Source organism: Exiguobacterium sp. BG5(2022), from assembly GCF_031844365.1.
GTDB classification, from domain to species: domain Bacteria; phylum Bacillota; class Bacilli; order Exiguobacteriales; family Exiguobacteriaceae; genus Exiguobacterium; species Exiguobacterium profundum.
Genome location: NZ_JAUZVB010000001.1, coordinates 454,428 through 471,156, shown reverse-complemented (window position 1 = coordinate 471,156; position 16,729 = coordinate 454,428). Strand labels below are relative to the sequence as shown.

At 48.7% G+C, this 16,729-nt stretch carries 19 protein-coding genes; all 19 read right to left on the bottom strand.

What is annotated here, in order from left to right:
* Positions 1-10: 10 nt before the first annotated feature.
* Positions 11-1,381 (bottom strand): ATP-dependent protease ATPase subunit HslU, encoded by a 1,371-nt coding sequence (hslU, locus tag Q9R25_RS02400; protein ID WP_074037255.1) that lies wholly within the window; start codon positions 1,379-1,381, stop codon positions 11-13.
* The gene (gene hslV, locus Q9R25_RS02395; protein WP_078146697.1) at positions 1,378-1,926 is read right to left on the bottom strand and encodes an ATP-dependent protease subunit HslV; all 549 of its coding nucleotides are present in this window, start codon (positions 1,924-1,926) and stop codon (positions 1,378-1,380) included. Before hslV ends, hslU begins: the two co-directional genes overlap by 4 nt.
* An 11-nt stretch (positions 1,927-1,937) precedes the next feature.
* Positions 1,938-2,819 (bottom strand): tyrosine-type recombinase/integrase, encoded by an 882-nt coding sequence (locus Q9R25_RS02390; protein ID WP_078146696.1) that lies wholly within the window; start codon positions 2,817-2,819, stop codon positions 1,938-1,940.
* A gap of 184 nt (positions 2,820-3,003) precedes the next feature.
* Positions 3,004-4,314, bottom strand: a complete 1,311-nt coding sequence (trmFO, locus tag Q9R25_RS02385) for an FADH(2)-oxidizing methylenetetrahydrofolate--tRNA-(uracil(54)-C(5))-methyltransferase TrmFO (protein WP_015881379.1) — start codon at positions 4,312-4,314, stop codon at positions 3,004-3,006.
* On the bottom strand, positions 4,314-6,410 hold the full coding sequence (gene topA, locus Q9R25_RS02380; protein WP_215244047.1) for a type I DNA topoisomerase: 2,097 nt from the start codon (positions 6,408-6,410) through the stop codon (positions 4,314-4,316). Before topA ends, trmFO begins: the two co-directional genes overlap by 1 nt.
* Before the next feature lie 65 nt (positions 6,411-6,475).
* The gene (dprA, locus tag Q9R25_RS02375; protein WP_311282751.1) at positions 6,476-7,270 is read right to left on the bottom strand and encodes a DNA-processing protein DprA; all 795 of its coding nucleotides are present in this window, start codon (positions 7,268-7,270) and stop codon (positions 6,476-6,478) included.
* 50 nt (positions 7,271-7,320) lie between these two features.
* Positions 7,321-8,238 carry a succinate--CoA ligase subunit alpha gene (gene sucD, locus Q9R25_RS02370; protein ID WP_015881376.1) on the bottom strand — a complete coding sequence of 306 codons (918 nt, stop codon included), beginning with the start codon at positions 8,236-8,238 and terminating at the stop codon, positions 7,321-7,323.
* A 12-nt stretch (positions 8,239-8,250) separates the two neighbouring features.
* Positions 8,251-9,411: an ADP-forming succinate--CoA ligase subunit beta gene (sucC, locus tag Q9R25_RS02365; protein WP_159562085.1), complete on the bottom strand. Its 1,161-nt coding sequence runs from the start codon at positions 9,409-9,411 to the stop codon at positions 8,251-8,253.
* A 120-nt stretch (positions 9,412-9,531) separates the two neighbouring features.
* Positions 9,532-9,792: an EscU/YscU/HrcU family type III secretion system export apparatus switch protein gene (locus Q9R25_RS02360; protein ID WP_074037264.1), complete on the bottom strand. Its 261-nt coding sequence runs from the start codon at positions 9,790-9,792 to the stop codon at positions 9,532-9,534.
* Complete coding sequence (locus Q9R25_RS02355) at positions 9,789-10,643, bottom strand: hypothetical protein (protein ID WP_308162642.1); 855 nt, start codon at positions 10,641-10,643, stop codon at positions 9,789-9,791. The genes Q9R25_RS02360 and Q9R25_RS02355 overlap by 4 nt, the downstream gene beginning before the upstream one ends.
* A gap of 5 nt (positions 10,644-10,648) precedes the next feature.
* Entirely contained in the window at positions 10,649-11,401 is a 753-nt protein-coding gene (locus Q9R25_RS02350; RefSeq protein ID WP_215244048.1) for a ribonuclease HII, read from the bottom strand.
* 41 nt (positions 11,402-11,442) lie between these two features.
* The gene (gene ylqF, locus Q9R25_RS02345; RefSeq protein WP_196430536.1) at positions 11,443-12,303 is read right to left on the bottom strand and encodes a ribosome biogenesis GTPase YlqF; all 861 of its coding nucleotides are present in this window, start codon (positions 12,301-12,303) and stop codon (positions 11,443-11,445) included.
* A gap of 12 nt (positions 12,304-12,315) precedes the next feature.
* Positions 12,316-12,858, bottom strand: coding sequence for a signal peptidase I (lepB, locus tag Q9R25_RS02340; RefSeq protein ID WP_015881370.1), 543 nt, complete (start codon positions 12,856-12,858; stop codon positions 12,316-12,318).
* Positions 12,859-12,940: 82 nt separating this feature from the next.
* A complete protein-coding gene (rplS, locus tag Q9R25_RS02335) occupies positions 12,941-13,294 on the bottom strand; it encodes a 50S ribosomal protein L19 (protein WP_015881369.1) in 354 nt (117 codons plus the stop codon).
* 114 nt (positions 13,295-13,408) lie between these two features.
* The gene (gene trmD, locus Q9R25_RS02330; protein WP_074037266.1) at positions 13,409-14,125 is read right to left on the bottom strand and encodes a tRNA (guanosine(37)-N1)-methyltransferase TrmD; all 717 of its coding nucleotides are present in this window, start codon (positions 14,123-14,125) and stop codon (positions 13,409-13,411) included.
* Positions 14,115-14,633 carry a ribosome maturation factor RimM gene (gene rimM, locus Q9R25_RS02325; RefSeq protein ID WP_015881367.1) on the bottom strand — a complete coding sequence of 173 codons (519 nt, stop codon included), beginning with the start codon at positions 14,631-14,633 and terminating at the stop codon, positions 14,115-14,117. Before rimM ends, trmD begins: the two co-directional genes overlap by 11 nt.
* Before the next feature lie 53 nt (positions 14,634-14,686).
* Entirely contained in the window at positions 14,687-14,962 is a 276-nt protein-coding gene (rpsP, locus tag Q9R25_RS02320; protein ID WP_015881366.1) for a 30S ribosomal protein S16, read from the bottom strand.
* Between the two features lie 82 nt (positions 14,963-15,044).
* Positions 15,045-16,385 carry a signal recognition particle protein gene (ffh, locus tag Q9R25_RS02315; RefSeq protein ID WP_159562079.1) on the bottom strand — a complete coding sequence of 447 codons (1,341 nt, stop codon included), beginning with the start codon at positions 16,383-16,385 and terminating at the stop codon, positions 15,045-15,047.
* Between the two features lie 11 nt (positions 16,386-16,396).
* Positions 16,397-16,720: a putative DNA-binding protein gene (locus tag Q9R25_RS02310; protein WP_015881364.1), complete on the bottom strand. Its 324-nt coding sequence runs from the start codon at positions 16,718-16,720 to the stop codon at positions 16,397-16,399.
* Positions 16,721-16,729 lie beyond the last annotated feature (9 nt).

The following is a 16,729-nucleotide window of genomic DNA, read 5'->3' as shown; positions in this document are numbered from 1 at the left end:
ATACAGAATCTTATAATATATATTGGCTCAAATCACGATCGTCGGCGATGGAACCGACTTTTGCTTGTACGTAAGCTGGTGTGATTTCTACGGTTGTTTGTGGCATATCTGCCGCTTCAAATGATAAATCTTCTAAAACGCGCTCCATTATAGTATAGAGGCGACGTGCACCGATGTCATCGGTCTCACGATTGACATGTGTCGCAATTTTCGCAATTTCTTCAATGGCCTCATGCGTGAAACGGACCGTGATTTCTTCAGATTCTAACAAGGCCGTATATTGTTTAATGAGTGCCTGTGACGGTTCCGTCAAAATCTTGACGAAGTCTTCTTCCGTCAAGCTGCTCAATTCAACACGAATTGGGAAGCGTCCTTGTAGCTCTGGAATCAGGTCAGACGGCTTAGCCATATGGAATGCACCGGCCGCGATGAAAAGAACATGATCCGTTTTAACCGGTCCATACTTCGTGACGACCGTAGATCCTTCTACAATCGGAAGAATGTCACGCTGCACCCCTTCACGGGATACTCCGGCGTGATCTTGTGATTTTGTGGCGATCTTATCGATTTCATCCACGAAGATGATACCCATCTGTTCACTGCGCCGCACGGCTTCATCGTGGACTTCGTTCAAGTCCAGCAAGTTCTCTGCTTCTTCAGCAATGAGAAGCGGTCTTGCTTCACGAACCGTCAGCTTACGTTGTTTCCGTTTCTTTGGAACGATTTGACCGAGCATATCCTGAAGATTCGACAAACCTTCCATCCCTTGACCTTGAAACAAATCCATCGTCTGCTTTTCTTCTAATTCCACTTCAATCACGCGTTCTTCGAGTTCACCGAGTTCGAGCAAGCGTCGAAGTTGCGAACGGTCATTATTGGATGTGTCCGACGTGGTTTCTGGCTGTTGTGTCTGTCCGCCGAACAACGCCTCGAACGGATTCGATGCAGTAGGTGTCGCTTTTGCTTTTCCTTGTAGCGCATCTAAAAGGCGTTCCGTCGCCGCACGTTCCGCTGGCTCCTTCACATCTTCTTTTTTCTCTTCTTTGACAAGACGAACCGATGCCTCAACGAGATCACGTACCATCGATTCAACGTCACGACCGACGTAACCAACTTCCGTAAATTTCGTTGCTTCTACCTTCACAAACGGTGCACCGACAAGCTTAGCTAACCGTCGAGCAATTTCGGTCTTTCCGACCCCGGTCGGTCCGATCATCAAAATATTTTTTGGTGTAACCTCATCGCGAAGGTCTGCACTTAACTTTTGACGACGATAGCGATTTCGTAGAGCAATCGAAACTGCTCGCTTGGCATCCTTTTGTCCGATTACAAAACGGTCTAACTCCGTTACGATTTGTCTAGGTGTCAACTCTCGGTTCATTCAGCAGCGCCTCCAATCGTTTCTACAATGACTTGATCATTTGTATACACGCAAAGCTCACCAGCGATTTCAAGAGCGGCACGCGCGATTTCTTCAGCAGACTTTTCAGCAGAATGGCGTACGAGTGCGCGACCTGCCGCTAAGGCATAGTTCCCACCGGATCCGATTGCAAGAATTCCATCGTCCGGCTCAATCACTTCTCCATTCCCAGAGACGAGCAAAAGATGATCGGCATCCATCACAATCAATAGTGCCTCGAGTTGACGCAACATCTTATCCCCACGCCATTCTTTCGCAAGTTCTACCGCTGCTCGCGGCAAGTTACCGTTATACATTTCAAGTTTCGATTCAAACTTTTCAAACAATGTGAAAGCATCGGCTACGCTACCTGCAAAACCGGCAACGACTTTCCCGCCATAAAGGCGTCTGACTTTCTTCGCCTTGTTTTTCATGATGACGGCATTCCCGAATGTGACTTGGCCATCTCCACTCATCGCACATTGGCCATTGTGTCGAACTGCAAAAATCGTTGTTGCATGAAACATATCGTAACCTCCTACTTTCTTGGATGTGTCGCTTGATAAATCGACCGAAGTCGTTCGGTCGATACATGGGTATACCGCCCGGTCGTCGACAAGGACTCATGCCCAAGCAACTCTTGGACGGCACGCAAGTCCGCTCCCCGTTCTAACAAGTCCGTCGCAAAGCTGTGTCGCAACGAGTGCGGGGTAAGTGGTTTATGTACCCCACTGTCTTTTCTCAAACGTTTCATGACATAGCGGATTTGGTCTGTTGTCATCCGATTCCCTTTTTGACTCAAAAATAATGCGGTTTCTGTCGGGAGCCCGACACCTTTGCGTAATTCGATATAACGCTGCAAAGCATGTACGGCATATTGTCCGATCGGGACATATCGTTCTTTCTTCCCTTTTCCCATCACATGGACAAAGGATAAAACCTCATCGAACGAGGAAAGGTTCATCCCACACAGTTCAGCGACGCGGATTCCCGTCCCATAGAGCACTTCTACGATGGCGACGTCCCTCGCCTGTAAAAAAGGATCTTCCTGCCTCGAGGCAGCCTCCAACAGTTGCTCGACTTCCGTCGGGACGGCAAAGGTCGGCAAGGACTGTCTCTTTTTCGGTGAGGTCAGGTCGTGGAACAACGGTTCTCCACCTTGTTCTCTTGCCATAAACTTCCCGAATTGCTTGAAACAAGATACTTTTTGGGACACCGTAGACGCGGCCAATTGTTTCTCATAAAGGACATATAAATAACGCCGCGCCGTCTGAGCATCGTAGGGATCTTGATGCGTCGATTGGCAATATGCGGCGTACTGGTCGAGCGTTTGCTCGTAAGAGCGTTTCGTATGAGGAGACAGTCGACGTTCAATTTGGCAGTAGCGTAAAAAGGATTGTCGATCCTCTAAAAATCCCATTTTATCGCCTCCTCGATGACTCGTAAAAACGCATGTTCTCGTCAAATCGAAATTAGCATAGCATACAGAATGTAAGGTGACAATAGATAGCCGTTCAATAATCTGAAAATTTTCAAAGTATGAAACAAAATACACAATTGAAATTTTACTTCAAAACAAAAGAGCCAAAAAATGGCTCTCCTGTTCAAAGATCTTTATACTGTTGTATCGTTTCTAACGCACGGTTCGCGTAACGCTCGTACCGTTCTTGTTTCTTCATCTTTTTCGGAGCGTCTTCTAGTGATGGCACCAATCCGAAGTTTGCATTCATCGGTTGGAAGTGCTTCCCGTCGGCTGTCGTGATATAATGCGCCATCGAACCAAGCATCGTCTCACGCGGGAGAACGACGAGTTCTTCACCTGCGATCATCTTCGCCGCATTGATCCCAGCTAGAAGCCCGGACGCTGCCGACTCCACATATCCTTCTACCCCTGTCATCTGACCGGCGAAGAAGAGCGTGTCACGTGTACGCGCCTGATACGTCGGCTTGAGTAAGCTCGGTGAGTTGATGAACGTGTTACGGTGCATGACACCATAACGGACGATGTCCGCATTCTCGAGTCCCGGGATGAGACGGATGATGCGCTTCTGTTCGCCCCACTTCAAATGTGTTTGGAAGCCTACCAAGTTATACAGTGTGCCCGCCGAGTTGTCTTGACGAAGCTGAACGACGGCATATGGACGTTTTCCTGTCTTCGGGTCTTCTAATCCGACCGGCTTCATCGGTCCGAAAAGAAGCGTCTTTTTCCCACGCTCGGCCATGACTTCAAACGGCATGCATCCTTCAAAGTAAATCTCTTTTTCAAACTCTTTTAGCGGAACGACTTCTGCCTTGATCAGCTCTTCGTAAAACACGTCAAACTCTTCTTCTGTCATCGGACAGTTCAAGTAAGCGGCTTCACCTTTGTCGTAACGCGACTTCAAATAGACTTTATCCCGATCAATCGTATCACCATCTAGAATTGGTGCTGCCGCGTCATAGAAGTAGAGATAATCTTCTCCTGTGAACGCCTTGAGTGATGCAGAAAGGTCAGGGGAGGTCAAAGGGCCAGTCGCCACGATGACGATCCCTTCAGGAATCTCTTTGAGCTCTTCGTTGTGCACTGTGACATTCTCGTGGTTCTTTAGCTTCTCGGTGATGAATCCGGCAAACTCATGACGATCGACGGCAAGGGCACCCCCAGCAGGTACACTTGCCGTGTCCGCCGCCTTTAAGATGAGCGAGTCAAGCGTACGCATTTCTTCTTTCAAGACACCTACGGCATTTTGAAGACCGTTCGCACGTAGCGAGTTCGAACAGACGAGTTCTGCAAATTGATCCGTGTGGTGCGCCGGTGTTTGACGAACCGGTCTCATTTCATACAAATCTACTTGAATACCGCGCTTAGCGAGTTGCCAAGCCGCTTCGGAGCCGGCCAATCCAGCTCCGATTACAGTTACACGTTGTTGCAACATTAATCCTCCTCTTGCTGATGTACCTCGGTGTGGGTACAGTTCGTACATTGATATTTCACGCCGTCTTTAATTTTTTTCTCGACCATCAAACTGTCGCATACTGGACACGGTTTCGCAACCGGTTTATCCCATGAGACGAATTCACATTCCGGATAGTTCGAGCAACCATAGAAGAGACGACCTTTTTTACTACGACGTTCTACGATTTGTCCATCCTTACAGTTCGGACACGGGACACCGATTTCGACTTGTACCGGTTTCGTGTTCGTACAGTTCGGGAAGTTCGAGCACGCCATGAACTTGCCGTAGCGTCCCATCTTGATGACCATTGGTGACCCACAGACTTCACAATCAATTCCGGCAGGTTCATCTTTCACTTCGATTTTCTCGATTTCTTCTTCAGCACGCTTCAATCGTTTCTCGAAAGAACGATAAATCGGAGCGACGACTTCCGTCCACTCGACTTCCTTATGCTCGATCGAATCAAGAAGGGTCTCCATGTCGGCCGTGAACTGGACCGTGATGAAGTCGTTGAAATACTCATCAATCATCTCGATGACGAGTTCTCCAAGTTCAGTCGGTAAAAACTTTTTCTCTTCGAGAACGACATAACCGCGTCGTTGGATCGTGTCGAGTGTCGGCGCGTACGTCGACGGACGACCAATCCCGAGTTCTTCCATCGCTCGAACGAGTCGCGCCTCTGTATAACGAGGTGGCGGTTGTGTGAAGTGTTGTTTCGGCTCAATCGTTTCAAACGTCACGGTATCATCCACTTCGAGAGGTGGCAATAATCCTTCCTTCTCTTGGTTCGTGTCCTCAATGTCATCGTCTTTCGACTCGATATACACTTTCATGAAACCAGGGAATTTGACTGTCGACCCGTTCGCACGGAAAATCATCCCGTTCGACTCGACGTCGATTTTGACCGTATCAAGAACGGCTGGCGCCATTTGGCTCGCAATCAATCGTTCCCAAATCAACTTATACAGTCGCAACTGGTCACGTGACAGATATGGCTTCAAGGAAGCTGGGTCGCGCAATGCTGAAGTCGGACGAATCGCTTCGTGCGCGTCTTGGGTATTCGCTGATTTCTTTTCTTTTTGTTTCTGTGAGGCGACATACTCTTCACCGAATGTCGATTCGATATATTCCTTCGCCTCCGTCTTCGCCAAATCAGAGATACGTGTCGAGTCGGTACGCATATACGTAATCAAACCGACTGTACCCTCTTTTTTACCGAGATCGATTCCTTCATATAATTGCTGCGCGAGCATCATTGTCTTCTTCGCACGGAAATTCAATTTACGGGCAGCATCCTGCTGCAATGAACTTGTCGTGAACGGTAGCGAAGCGTTCCGCTTACGTTCTTTCTTCGTTACATCAATGACTTTAAACGTATCATCAATGGTATCGAGGACAGATTGCGCGTCTTCTTCAGACTTCAATTCCATCTTCTTCCCATCTTTTCCGTAAAATGAAGTCTCGAACGTTTCCCCATCATGATTTAAATCAAGTTTAATCGTCCAATACTCTTCCGGGTCGAACGCGTTAATTTCGCGTTCACGGTCGATAATCATCTTCACGGCTACCGATTGAACTCGCCCTGCAGACAATCCTTTTTTGACTTTCTTCCATAATAATGGGCTCATCCCGTATCCGACAAGACGATCTAAAATACGTCGGGCTTGTTGTGCATCGACGAGATCGTGATTGATCTTACGTGGATGTTTAAACGATTCTTTAATCGCATCTTTTGTAATTTCGTTAAAGACGACACGACATTCTGTCGTTTCATCGACACCGAGTGCGCGTGCTAAATGCCAAGCAATCGCTTCCCCTTCTCTATCGGGGTCGGCCGCGAGAAAGATTTTTGTCGCTTTTTTCGCTGCTGTCTTCAATTCTTTCAATACCGGTCCTTTACCACGGATGGTAATATACTTCGGTTCAAAGTCGTGTTCGACGTCTACACCGAGTTGACTTTTAGGCAAGTCAATCACGTGCCCCATCGAAGCTTTGACCATATAATTCGGACCTAAATAACGTTTAATTGTTTTTGCTTTCGCAGGTGATTCGACGATCACCAGATATTTTGCCATACATCTGCTCCCCTTTTAGAGGTCATTTAAATCCCTACCATAATATTCATGTTCTCACTGGTTTGTCAACGTACAATCTTGAGATCTCGAATAATTTGATCGGAATTCGTCAATGGAATCGCTCCTTCTTCAATCAACCGGTTCGGTCCCTCCGCGAGTGGATCAAGGGGTGAACCTGGCACCGCAAATACCGTTTTCCCTTGCTCTAGAGCATGTCCGACCGTATTCATCGTCCCACTCTTTCGTCTCGCCTGTATAACGACCAACGCATCGCCAAGACCACTGACCAAACGATTTCTTTCCAAAAATTGAAATTTTTGAATCGGCGTGTTTGGTACATATTCACTAAGTAAGACTCCCTCTTTTGGAATCTGTAAAAGCATGTCTCGGTTCGCCTCCGGATAGAGCCGGTTCAGTCCAGCTCCCAGTACCGCCACGGTCGGTCGACGAGCGCGAAGGGCATGGGCGTGGACGAGCCCGTCGATTCCGAGGGCGCCACCTGAAACAGATACAGTTTCTTCTATTAAAGAGTGATAGTGATTCACGAGCGATTGACTGATACGATTCAACTCACGACTTCCGACCATCGCAGTCGTTCTTTCTTGTAGTACCTCTAAATCTCCATGATAAAACAAGCAATATGGTGGGTTGGGGATGTCGAGTAACCGTTTCGGAAACAAGTCGTCTTCCCATGTGACGAAATGTTTATACGACTCCAATGCGTGCCAGGCTCGTTCAGCCCGTCTCCAGACATGTTCAGAAAATTGTGTGCGATGTGCTCCGAGTGTCCCGTTTAAATAATGATGCACAAACTCAACTGGCATTCGTGCTGCAGCAAACCGAGCTATTGTTTGATTCATCACAAACTCTCCTTTAAAAAAATGAGGGATGCAAGCATCCCTCAAGATTCTCATGTCGTCGGTTGACCCGTGACACATGCTTCGTATAATCCTTGCTGTTTCAAGACACGAATCAACGTTTCACCGATAACCGCTGGTGTTTCAGCGACTTCGATTCCATTCGCGTTTAATGTCTTGATCTTCTCAGCAGCCGTCCCTTTACCACCTGAGATGATTGCGCCCGCATGTCCCATGCGCTTGCCTTCAGGAGCCGTCTGGCCGCCGATGAAACCGATGACTGGTTTCGTCATGTTGGCTTTTACCCATTCAGCTGCCTCTTCTTCAGCCGTTCCACCGATTTCCCCGATCATGATGACCGCTTTCGTGTCCTCATCTTCGTTGAACGCTTTAAGCGTATCGATGAAGTTCGTTCCGTTGACCGGGTCTCCCCCGATTCCAACAGCTGTCGATTGTCCGATACCTGCTGTCGTCAACTGATGAACCGCCTCATACGTGAGCGTCCCAGAACGTGATACGATTCCGACGTGCCCTTTCGTATGAATGTAGCCAGGCATGATGCCAAGTTTCGCTTCTCCAGGTGTGATGATACCAGGACAGTTCGGTCCGATTAAACGAGCCGGTTTGTCCTCGAGATAGCGCTTCACTTGAATCATGTCCACAACTGGGATTCCTTCTGTGATACAGATGATAAGCTCGATGCCGCTGTCTGCCGCTTCCATGATTGAATCCGCTGCGAAAGCAGGTGGAACATAGATGATCGATGCATTGGCACCAGTTGCTTCGACCGCTTCAGAGACGGTGTTGAAGACTGGAACGTTGTCGAGGACCGTCGTGCCACCTTTACCAGGTGTGACACCACCGACTAATTTCGTGTTATATGCGAGCATCTGTTCACCGTGGAACAGACCTTGCTTCCCTGTAATCCCTTGAATGATTACTTTCGTATCTTTATCCGCCCAAATACTCATGTCGTTTCCCCCTTATCGAACAAGTGCTGCGATTTTTTCTGCACCGTCAGCCATCGAGCTGGCCGTCGTGATCGCAAGTCCAGATTCATCGAGAATGCGCTTCCCGGCATCAACGTTCGTTCCTTCTAAGCGAACGACGAGTGGTAAGTCGAGTCCGATTTCTTTCGTCGCAGCGACAATCCCCTCTGCGATGATGTCACATTTCATGATCCCACCGAAAATGTTAACGAAGATCCCTTTGACCTGGTCATCAGACAAAATCAACTTGAATGCTTCTGTTACTTTTTCTTTCGTCGCACCGCCACCTACATCGAGGAAGTTAGCGGGTTCAGCGCCGTAATGTTTGATGATATCCATCGTTGCCATCGCAAGACCGGCACCGTTGACGAGACAACCGATGTTTCCGTCGAGTGCGATGTAGCTGAGGTCGTGTTTTGACGCTTCTACTTCACGTGGGTCTTCTTCCGTCGTATCACGAAGAGCAAGGACGTCCGAGTGACGATAGAGCGCGTTGCTATCGAAGTTCAACTTCGCATCGAGCGCAATGACGTTACCGTCTTTCGTCGTGACGAGCGGGTTGATTTCCGCGATTGTGCAATCTGTCTCGACGTACACTTTATACAGCTTCATGACCATGTCACTGAACTTATTGACAAGTTTCGTCGGGACTTCCATTTTGAATGCGAGACGACGCGCCTGGAATGGACGTAAGCCAACGACCGGGTCGACGATCTCTTTATGAATCTTCTCTGGTGTATGTTCAGCGACTTCTTCGATGTCCATTCCACCTTCAGATGAACCCATGATGACAATTCGGCCGATCGAACGGTCAAGCACGAGTCCTAAGTAAAATTCTTGGTCAATCGCAGAACCTTCTTCGATATAGAGACGCTGGACAACTTTTCCTTCCGGACCTGTTTGGTGTGTCACGAGCGTTTTCCCGAGAATCTCTGAAGCATATTGCTTCACTTCTTCATCTGTCTTCGCAAGTTTAACACCACCCGCTTTACCGCGGCCACCTGCGTGGATTTGAGCTTTTACTACCTTCACTTCACCTTCAAGCTTCGCAGCAGCTGCAACAGCTTCTTCAACAGTAAAGGCTGGATAACCCGTCGGAACGGCTACCCCAAACTCTCTTAACAATTCTTTCGCCTGATACTCATGGATATTCATATGTTTTCCCCCTTAGTCCCCTTTAATATCGGCACGTCTATTGTAACGAAAAACTGAAAGCGCTGTCTATCGTTCTTGCTTTAAGTTTTCATCTTTTTTTCACATATATCCCTAGACAAATCAAATTTTATCCTGTTCCATCTGATAAAGAAACACAAAAAGTTCCGCAATGACTTGATAGACGTCCTCTGGAATCTGCTCTTCAATGTTCAAGGCCGACAGTAACGAGAGGAGCGCTGGGTCTTCATGGATAGGAATGCCGTTCGCTAAAGCAACTTCAAGCATCCGCTCGGCCACGATACCCGTTCCTTTTGCTACGACATGGGGCGCATCCATCGACTGCTCATAGGAGAGCGCCATCGCTTTCTTCTGGTCTTTCATATTTGGAGGTCCACCTTTCCGAGCGGCGCAAACGTTGCCGGAACGTGTTCACGCTTCGCTTCATACGAAAATGAAGACAGTTCGAATGACACCTTTTTTAAACCTTCTTTCAAAAGTGGTTCGTATGTACGGACGTATGGAGCCAAATCGTGTTGCTCATTGAATACACGTACGGACACGTAACGCTTTTGGATCAACACATCAATCCCGGTCTCACCATATCGCGGCGTTTCAAGAAACAAGACGATCCGCGCATGATCCGAGTCCATCGTCTCTCGTTTCGGGGCCTCTAGACGAAGTTGAACGTTTTCAAACGGACCCAATTGCGGTATGTGAAATGCTTGAGCGACGAACGGTGGGCTTTGGCTCGCGTTGAACGCTTCCTGCGCACGCACGAACTGCTCGAACTTCGGCTCACCTTTCGCTTTGAATAGCTCCCCGACGAGCGCTTTTACATCCTGACCTGCGCCGCTTTCTAACGCGGTTTTGCCGGCCGCCTTCACGGAGTCCGGCGTCAGCATCGGTTCTCGCATCAGGCGTCCGAGCTGTTCTCCTAACGCCTGCAGAGGCGACTTGGCCGCCATGAGCGATTCTGTCGCTTGCGTGACGACCTTCAAGACGAGCTTCGGTTCAACGTCCGTGACGACCAGCTTATACGTGACGTTCTCTTTCACGTTCGCATTGACACCGACCCGGAAAATCCCTTGGGGTAGTTGCATAACCGCCTCGTTGCCAGGTAAGAGCTGCAATACCTTTCCGACGACTGTGTTCCCTAGTAATAGCGGGCGTGACGTCTGTTCCGTCACTTTGAACGGCATCACCCCTTGATGATCGATCCGCAACGCGACCACTCCTTTCACATATGCTTGATGGGGGCGAACGTACGGCGATGAATCGGAGTCACCCCAAGGCGTCTTAACCCTTCTAAATGAGCCTCTGTTCCATATCCTGCATTTTTCGCAAATCCGTATCCAGGATACGTCAAATCATATTCTTCCATCATCCGGTCCCTTACCACCTTAGCGACGACACTTGCCGCGGCTATCGACACACTGAGCGTGTCCCCTTTAACCAATGACTGTTGAGGGATGTCGAGCTCGAGTTTCATGGCGTCAATCAATAGGGCGTCTACTTCTCCGACTTGATGAATCGCCTCTGTCATCGCTAGTTTCGTCGATTCGTATATATTGATGACATCAATCGTCTTCGGCTCGACGATGCCGACACCGACCTCCGCGACCTCGATGATGTGTGCGTATGCTGCATCCCTCGCCGTTTTGGACATTTTTTTCGAATCATTCAATCCCGCGAGATAGAACCCATCCGGTAACAAGACTGCCGCAGCCACGACCGGTCCCGCGAGCGGTCCCCGTCCGACCTCATCGACTCCGACAATTCGAGTGAAGCCTCGCGCCTTCCATTCATGTTCATACGTCATGCGACTTTCGAAATCGACCTGTAACGCCCGTTCTCGCTCGAATTGACGGTGTTTTTGCCGAAGCAACGTTTGCACGCCCGCTCGTGGGTCTCGTGACAAGGTCGGGAAGATTTGTACCCATTCTTCATATCGGATGTCCTCTAGTTGTTGTTTAATCTGTTGAATCGTCACGGTCTTCCTCCTATTCAAAAAAGCCCTGTGTGCACAGGGCTTTACGCCATTTCGTGATCAGCCGGTGTCTCAAGCGAGATCCGTCCGATTTTTTCATGTCGTAGTTCATTCAAAAGTAGTTCGCTCGCTTTTTCGAAATCGACGTAACCGCCACTGATGAGACCACGTTTTTTCCCGATCAACTCAAGGAGCTCAACGCTGTCCTCGGGTAACGTTTCAAGTTTGAATCGTTCCTTTAATTGTTCAGGATAACGAGCATGCAACTCACGAACCGTATACAAGGCGATATCATCCAAGTTGAGAATCTCGTCTTTGATAGCGCCGGTCGCGGCTAGACGATATCCGACAATTTGGTCCTCAAATTTCGGCCAGAGAATCCCCGGTGTGTCCAACAGCTCCATCTCGCCGCCTTTCATCTTGATCCACTGTTGACGCTTCGTCACACCAGGACGGTCGCCCGTGATGGCGATGTTTCGTCCGGCGAGACGGTTGATGAGCGTCGACTTCCCGACGTTCGGGATTCCGATGATGAGCGCACGGATCGGTCCGGGGTTCCGCCCCTTCTCACGCATCCGGTCATGCTTTTCTTTCATCAACTTCTGAGCACCCGTGATGAGCTGTTTCAAGCCTTTGCTATGTTTCGCGTCGACAGCGACAACCTCGACTTCTTCGCGTTTCAAGGCACGTAACCACGCCTCCGTCACGACGGGGTCGGCCATGTCTGCTTTGTTCAAGACGATGAGACGGGGTTTTCCCGCTGTAATCTCATCGACCATCGGGTTGCGACTCGACTGAGGCACGCGTGCATCTACGAGTTCGATGACGACATCGATTAGCTTTAATTTTTCAGTTACTTGTCTTCTTGCTTTGGCCATGTGGCCAGGAAACCATTGAATTGCCAAAAAAGCACCACCTTAATCTTCTACCGTGCCAACATCATCGAGTGGCCAGAAGATGAAGTTCGTCTTGCCGACAATCTCCTCTTTCGACACAAATCCGATCTCACGGCTGTCTTTCGAGTTTTGACGATTGTCTCCCATGACGAAGTATGATTCCTCTGGAACGACCGACTCACCCGTCACTTGTTCGAGTGTGAAGTTCTCGGTCAACGGGAACCCGTTCATCTGGGCACGAAACTCGTCTAAATACGGCTCTTCTACCGCTTCACCATTAATATAAAGCACATCATCTCGATATTCGAGCGTGTCGCCTGGGATGGCGATGACACGTTTAATATAGTCTTTTGATTCAGTCGCATGGAATACGACGATATCACCTCGGTCTAGCTCCCCAACATAGTTCGAAATTTTACTGACGATCATTCGATCCGCATTGTGGAGTGTCGGCATCATCGACTCTCCTTCAACGATGACAGGAACGAAGATGAACGTCCGGATGACGAACGCGATGACAAGAGCGACCACGATGGCTTTTAGCCAACTAAACACTTCTTTCAACTTCACTCACTCCTCTATCCATTTGAACTTATTGTACTAGAAAAAAAGAAGCTTGTCGCAAGCGACAAGCTTAATTCCCATCTTAACGACGGATTTCTTTAATACGTGCTGCTTTACCGCGAAGGTTACGGAGGTAGTAAAGTTTCGCACGGCGAACTTTACCGTAGCGTACGACTTCGATTTGTGCAACGCGTGGTGAGTGAAGCGGGAATGCACGCTCAACACCTACGCCGTAAGAAATCTTACGGACTGTGAATGTTTCGCTGATGCCGCCACCTTTACGCTTGATTACAACACCTTCGAAGATCTGGATACGCTCACGCGTTCCCTCTACAACTTTAACGTGGACACGTACTGTGTCACCAGGACGGAAAGCAGGTACGTCCGATTTGAATTGTTCTTCTGTGATTTCACGGAACAGTTTTTGTGTGTTCATGAATCATATCTCCTTTTTCTTCAATGTTCATATCTTCATATGCCCAAGCATCCAATAGCGGAACATCGGTAATCGATGGGTTTAACCCACATGCTCAAACATAGCATATATTTCTCAATCGCGCAACGATTGCAGAAACTTTTTATCGACATCCGTCAACTCGACATGTTCGAGCAAATCCGGACGTCGTCGATACGTGCGTTCGAGCGATTGCTCTCGGCGCCATGCCTCGATCCGGGCGTGATTTCCCGACAAGAGCACTTCCGGCACGGTCAATCCACGAAAATCAGCCGGTCGTGTATAGTGAGGGTATTCCAAGAGACCAGTCGAGAACGAGTCATCTTCATGGCTCGCCTGATCGCCAAGTACATCCGGAATGAGCCTTACGGTCGCATCAATCATGACCATCGTCGCGAGCTCTCCACCTGTCAAAACGAAATCACCGATCGACACCTCGTCGGTCGCCAGTTCATCATGGATCCGTTGGTCGAACCCTTCATAATGTCCACACAGAAAGACCAGATGTTCCTCCTTGGCCCATTCTTCGGCCATTCGTTGATTGAACGGTTTTCCGGTAGGCGTCGTGAGAATGACCCTTGGGCTCTTCGCCTCAAGGGAATGAAATGCATCAAAGATCGGCTGCGGCGTGAGCAACATGCCCGCTCCACCGCCGTAAGGATAATCATCGACTTTATGATGCTTGTTCGTTGAAAAGTCCCGAAAATTGAGGAACGACATCTCCACCTGTCCGAGCGCCTTCGCTCGACCGACGATGGAGTGATCGAGCGCATGAAACATCTCCGGGAACAACGTCAATACATCAATCTTCATCGTCAATCATTCCAGGGATCGGCGTGATGACGACACGCTTCGCATCGACATCAATCTCTTGGACGACCGATTCGATATAAGGGATGAGCGCGTCCGACTTTCCTGGTCGTTTGATGACCCATACGTCGTTCGCTCCATTCGTTTCAAAGATGTCGTCGACGACACCAATGACTTCCCCATCCACGACAGCCTCACAGCCGATGATTTCATGATAATAAAATTCGTGTTCGTCCAAGTCGTGGACGTGTTCGGCGTGGACATATAGTTTCAGCCCTTTATATTTTTCAATGAGGTTGATATTGTCAAACCCTTTGAATGTGACGAGGTGAAACTGCTTATGAGGACGATACGTCGTGATCGTCATTTCCTGTTTCGTTCCGTCGACATCAAGAAACAACGTGTTTCCTTTTTTAAATCGCTCTTCTGGAAAGTCTGTCGCCGCCAAAATCTTCACTTCCCCTTTCAGGCCGTGCGTATTGGCGATTTTCCCTACATATAACCAGTCCATCTTTTTTCCTCCTCAACAAAATAGGCCGACCTCAGAAAAGGTCGGCCACATCATTACTTCGCGTTTTTCGCGTTGTGGAATTTCTCCATGATCCCTGCTTTAGAGAACAAGTTGCGTACTGTGTCAGATGGCTTCGCGCCGTCTGCCAACCATTTGAGAGCGAGTTCTTCGTTGATGCGAACTTCTGCTTCTGGTTTTGCAACCGGGTTGTAGTGACCAACTTGCTCGATGAAGCGACCGTCACGTGGTGAACGTGAGTCTGCTACAACGATACGGTAGAAAGGTGATTTTTTTGCGCCCATGCGCTTAAGACGAATTTTAACTGCCATGGTAATATACCTCCATCATGTGTTTAAGAATTGACAACTTTTATAGTATACAGCTTTTTCGTTCGACTGACAAAAGATTTTGTTAGAAGAATGGAAGGCCGAGACCTTTTTTCTTCCCTTTCATTTGTCCTGACATTTGTTTCATCATCTTCTTCATGTCATCGAACTGTTTGATGAGACGGTTCACTTCTTGAATCGAGCGACCGCTCCCTTTTGCGATCCGCTTACGACGACTCGCGTTGAGCACTTCCGGATTGGCGCGCTCATGTTTCGTCATCGAGCGAATGATCGCTTCGACGTGATCGAGTTGTTTCTCGTCGATTTGGACGTTCTTCAACCCTTTCATCTTACCTGCACCAGGTAACATCGAAAGTAATTCATCAATTGGTCCCATGTTTTTCACTTGGGCCAACTGTTCAATGAAATCATCGAACGTGAATGACGCGTCACGAATTTTGCTTTCAAGCTCCTTCGCTGCGTCTTGGTCCATCTGTGTCTCGGCTTTTTCAATGAGCGAGAGCACGTCCCCCATTCCGAGGATCCGTGACGCCATGCGTTCCGGGTGGAATGGTTCGAGGGCATCCAACTTTTCTCCGAGACCGACGAATTTAATCGGCGCTCCCGTGACTGCCTTAATCGAAAGGGCTGCCCCACCTCGTGTATCTCCGTCGAGCTTTGTGAGCACGACCCCGGTGATTCCGAGTTTCTCATTGAAACTGTCGGCCACATTGACCGCATCTTGACCCGTCATCGAATCGACGACGAGGAAGATCTCATTTGGTTTGGCAATCGTCTTCACATTTTCGAGCTCGCCCATAAGCGTCTCATCGATATGAAGGCGACCGGCCGTATCGATCAACACGAAATCGTGATGATTTGTTTTTGCGTACTCGAGTGCCTTCGTCACAATCTCTTCCGGCTTCACTTGATCACCAAGTGAGAAGACTGGTAAATCGAGTTGTTTTCCGAGTGTCTCGAGCTGCTTGATTGCTGCAGGACGGTAGATGTCCGCCGCGACGAGAAGTGGACTTCGGTTATGCTTTTTGCGAATCAAGTTCGCTAGCTTCCCGGTCGTTGTCGTTTTCCCTGCCCCTTGCAGACCGACCATCATGACGACTGTCGGTGGTTTCTGACTGAATGAGATCGGGACGACATCGCTTCCCATCAAGTTCGACAACTCTTCGTGAACGATTTTGACGACTTGTTGACCTGGCGTCAATGATTTCATGACATCCTGACCAACCGCGCGTTCCTTCACGTCATTGACGAATTGCTTGACGACTTTAAAGTTGACGTCGGCTTCGAGGAGGGCGAGGCGAACCTCACGCATCATCTCTTTGACATCGGCCTCCGAGATTTTCCCTTTACCGCGCATTTTTGAAAGTGTCGATTGCAATCGTTCTGATAATCCTTCAAATGCCATGCTTCAGCCCCCTACTCTAAATTCTCAAGCGCAGAAATCGTGGCGCTCACGTCATCGGTGAGCTCGACTTGACGTTTGAGGGTCTGAAGAAGTTGCTGGCGCTGTTCGAACTTTTCGAATAGGGCTAGCTTTTCCTCGTACTGTTCAAGCATCGTTTCTGTGCGCTTTATGTTATCGTAGACCGCTTGACGGCTGACTTCAAACTCTTCCGCAATCTCTCCGAGCGAGTAGTCATCTAGGTAATAAAGAGACATATAGTTGCGCTGTTTCGGTGTGAGGAGCGCTTGATAGAAATCGATGAGATAGTTCATGCGATTCGTTTTTTCGAGCGTCAAACCTTTCAC

Bases quoted from the DNA above. Each gene is read 5' to 3' on its own strand.
- hslU (WP_074037255.1), bottom strand. From the start codon at position 1,381: ATGAACCGAGAGTTGACACCTAGACAAATCGTAACGGAGTTAGACCGT.
- hslV (WP_078146697.1), bottom strand. From the start codon at position 1,926: ATGTTTCATGCAACAACGATTTTTGCAGTTCGACACAATGGCCAATGT.
- Q9R25_RS02390 (WP_078146696.1), bottom strand. From the start codon at position 2,819: ATGGGATTTTTAGAGGATCGACAATCCTTTTTACGCTACTGCCAAATT.
- trmFO (WP_015881379.1), bottom strand. From the start codon at position 4,314: ATGTTGCAACAACGTGTAACTGTAATCGGAGCTGGATTGGCCGGCTCC.
- topA (WP_215244047.1), bottom strand. From the start codon at position 6,410: ATGGCAAAATATCTGGTGATCGTCGAATCACCTGCGAAAGCAAAAACA.
- dprA (WP_311282751.1), bottom strand. From the start codon at position 7,270: ATGAATCAAACAATAGCTCGGTTTGCTGCAGCACGAATGCCAGTTGAG.
- sucD (WP_015881376.1), bottom strand. From the start codon at position 8,238: ATGAGTATTTGGGCGGATAAAGATACGAAAGTAATCATTCAAGGGATT.
- sucC (WP_159562085.1), bottom strand. From the start codon at position 9,411: ATGAATATCCATGAGTATCAGGCGAAAGAATTGTTAAGAGAGTTTGGG.
- Q9R25_RS02360 (WP_074037264.1), bottom strand. From the start codon at position 9,792: ATGAAAGACCAGAAGAAAGCGATGGCGCTCTCCTATGAGCAGTCGATG.
- rplS (WP_015881369.1), bottom strand. From the start codon at position 13,294: ATGAACACACAAAAACTGTTCCGTGAAATCACAGAAGAACAATTCAAA.
- trmD (WP_074037266.1), bottom strand. From the start codon at position 14,125: ATGAAGATTGATGTATTGACGTTGTTCCCGGAGATGTTTCATGCGCTC.
- rimM (WP_015881367.1), bottom strand. From the start codon at position 14,633: ATGGACTGGTTATATGTAGGGAAAATCGCCAATACGCACGGCCTGAAA.
- rpsP (WP_015881366.1), bottom strand. From the start codon at position 14,962: ATGGCAGTTAAAATTCGTCTTAAGCGCATGGGCGCAAAAAAATCACCT.
- ffh (WP_159562079.1), bottom strand. From the start codon at position 16,385: ATGGCATTTGAAGGATTATCAGAACGATTGCAATCGACACTTTCAAAA.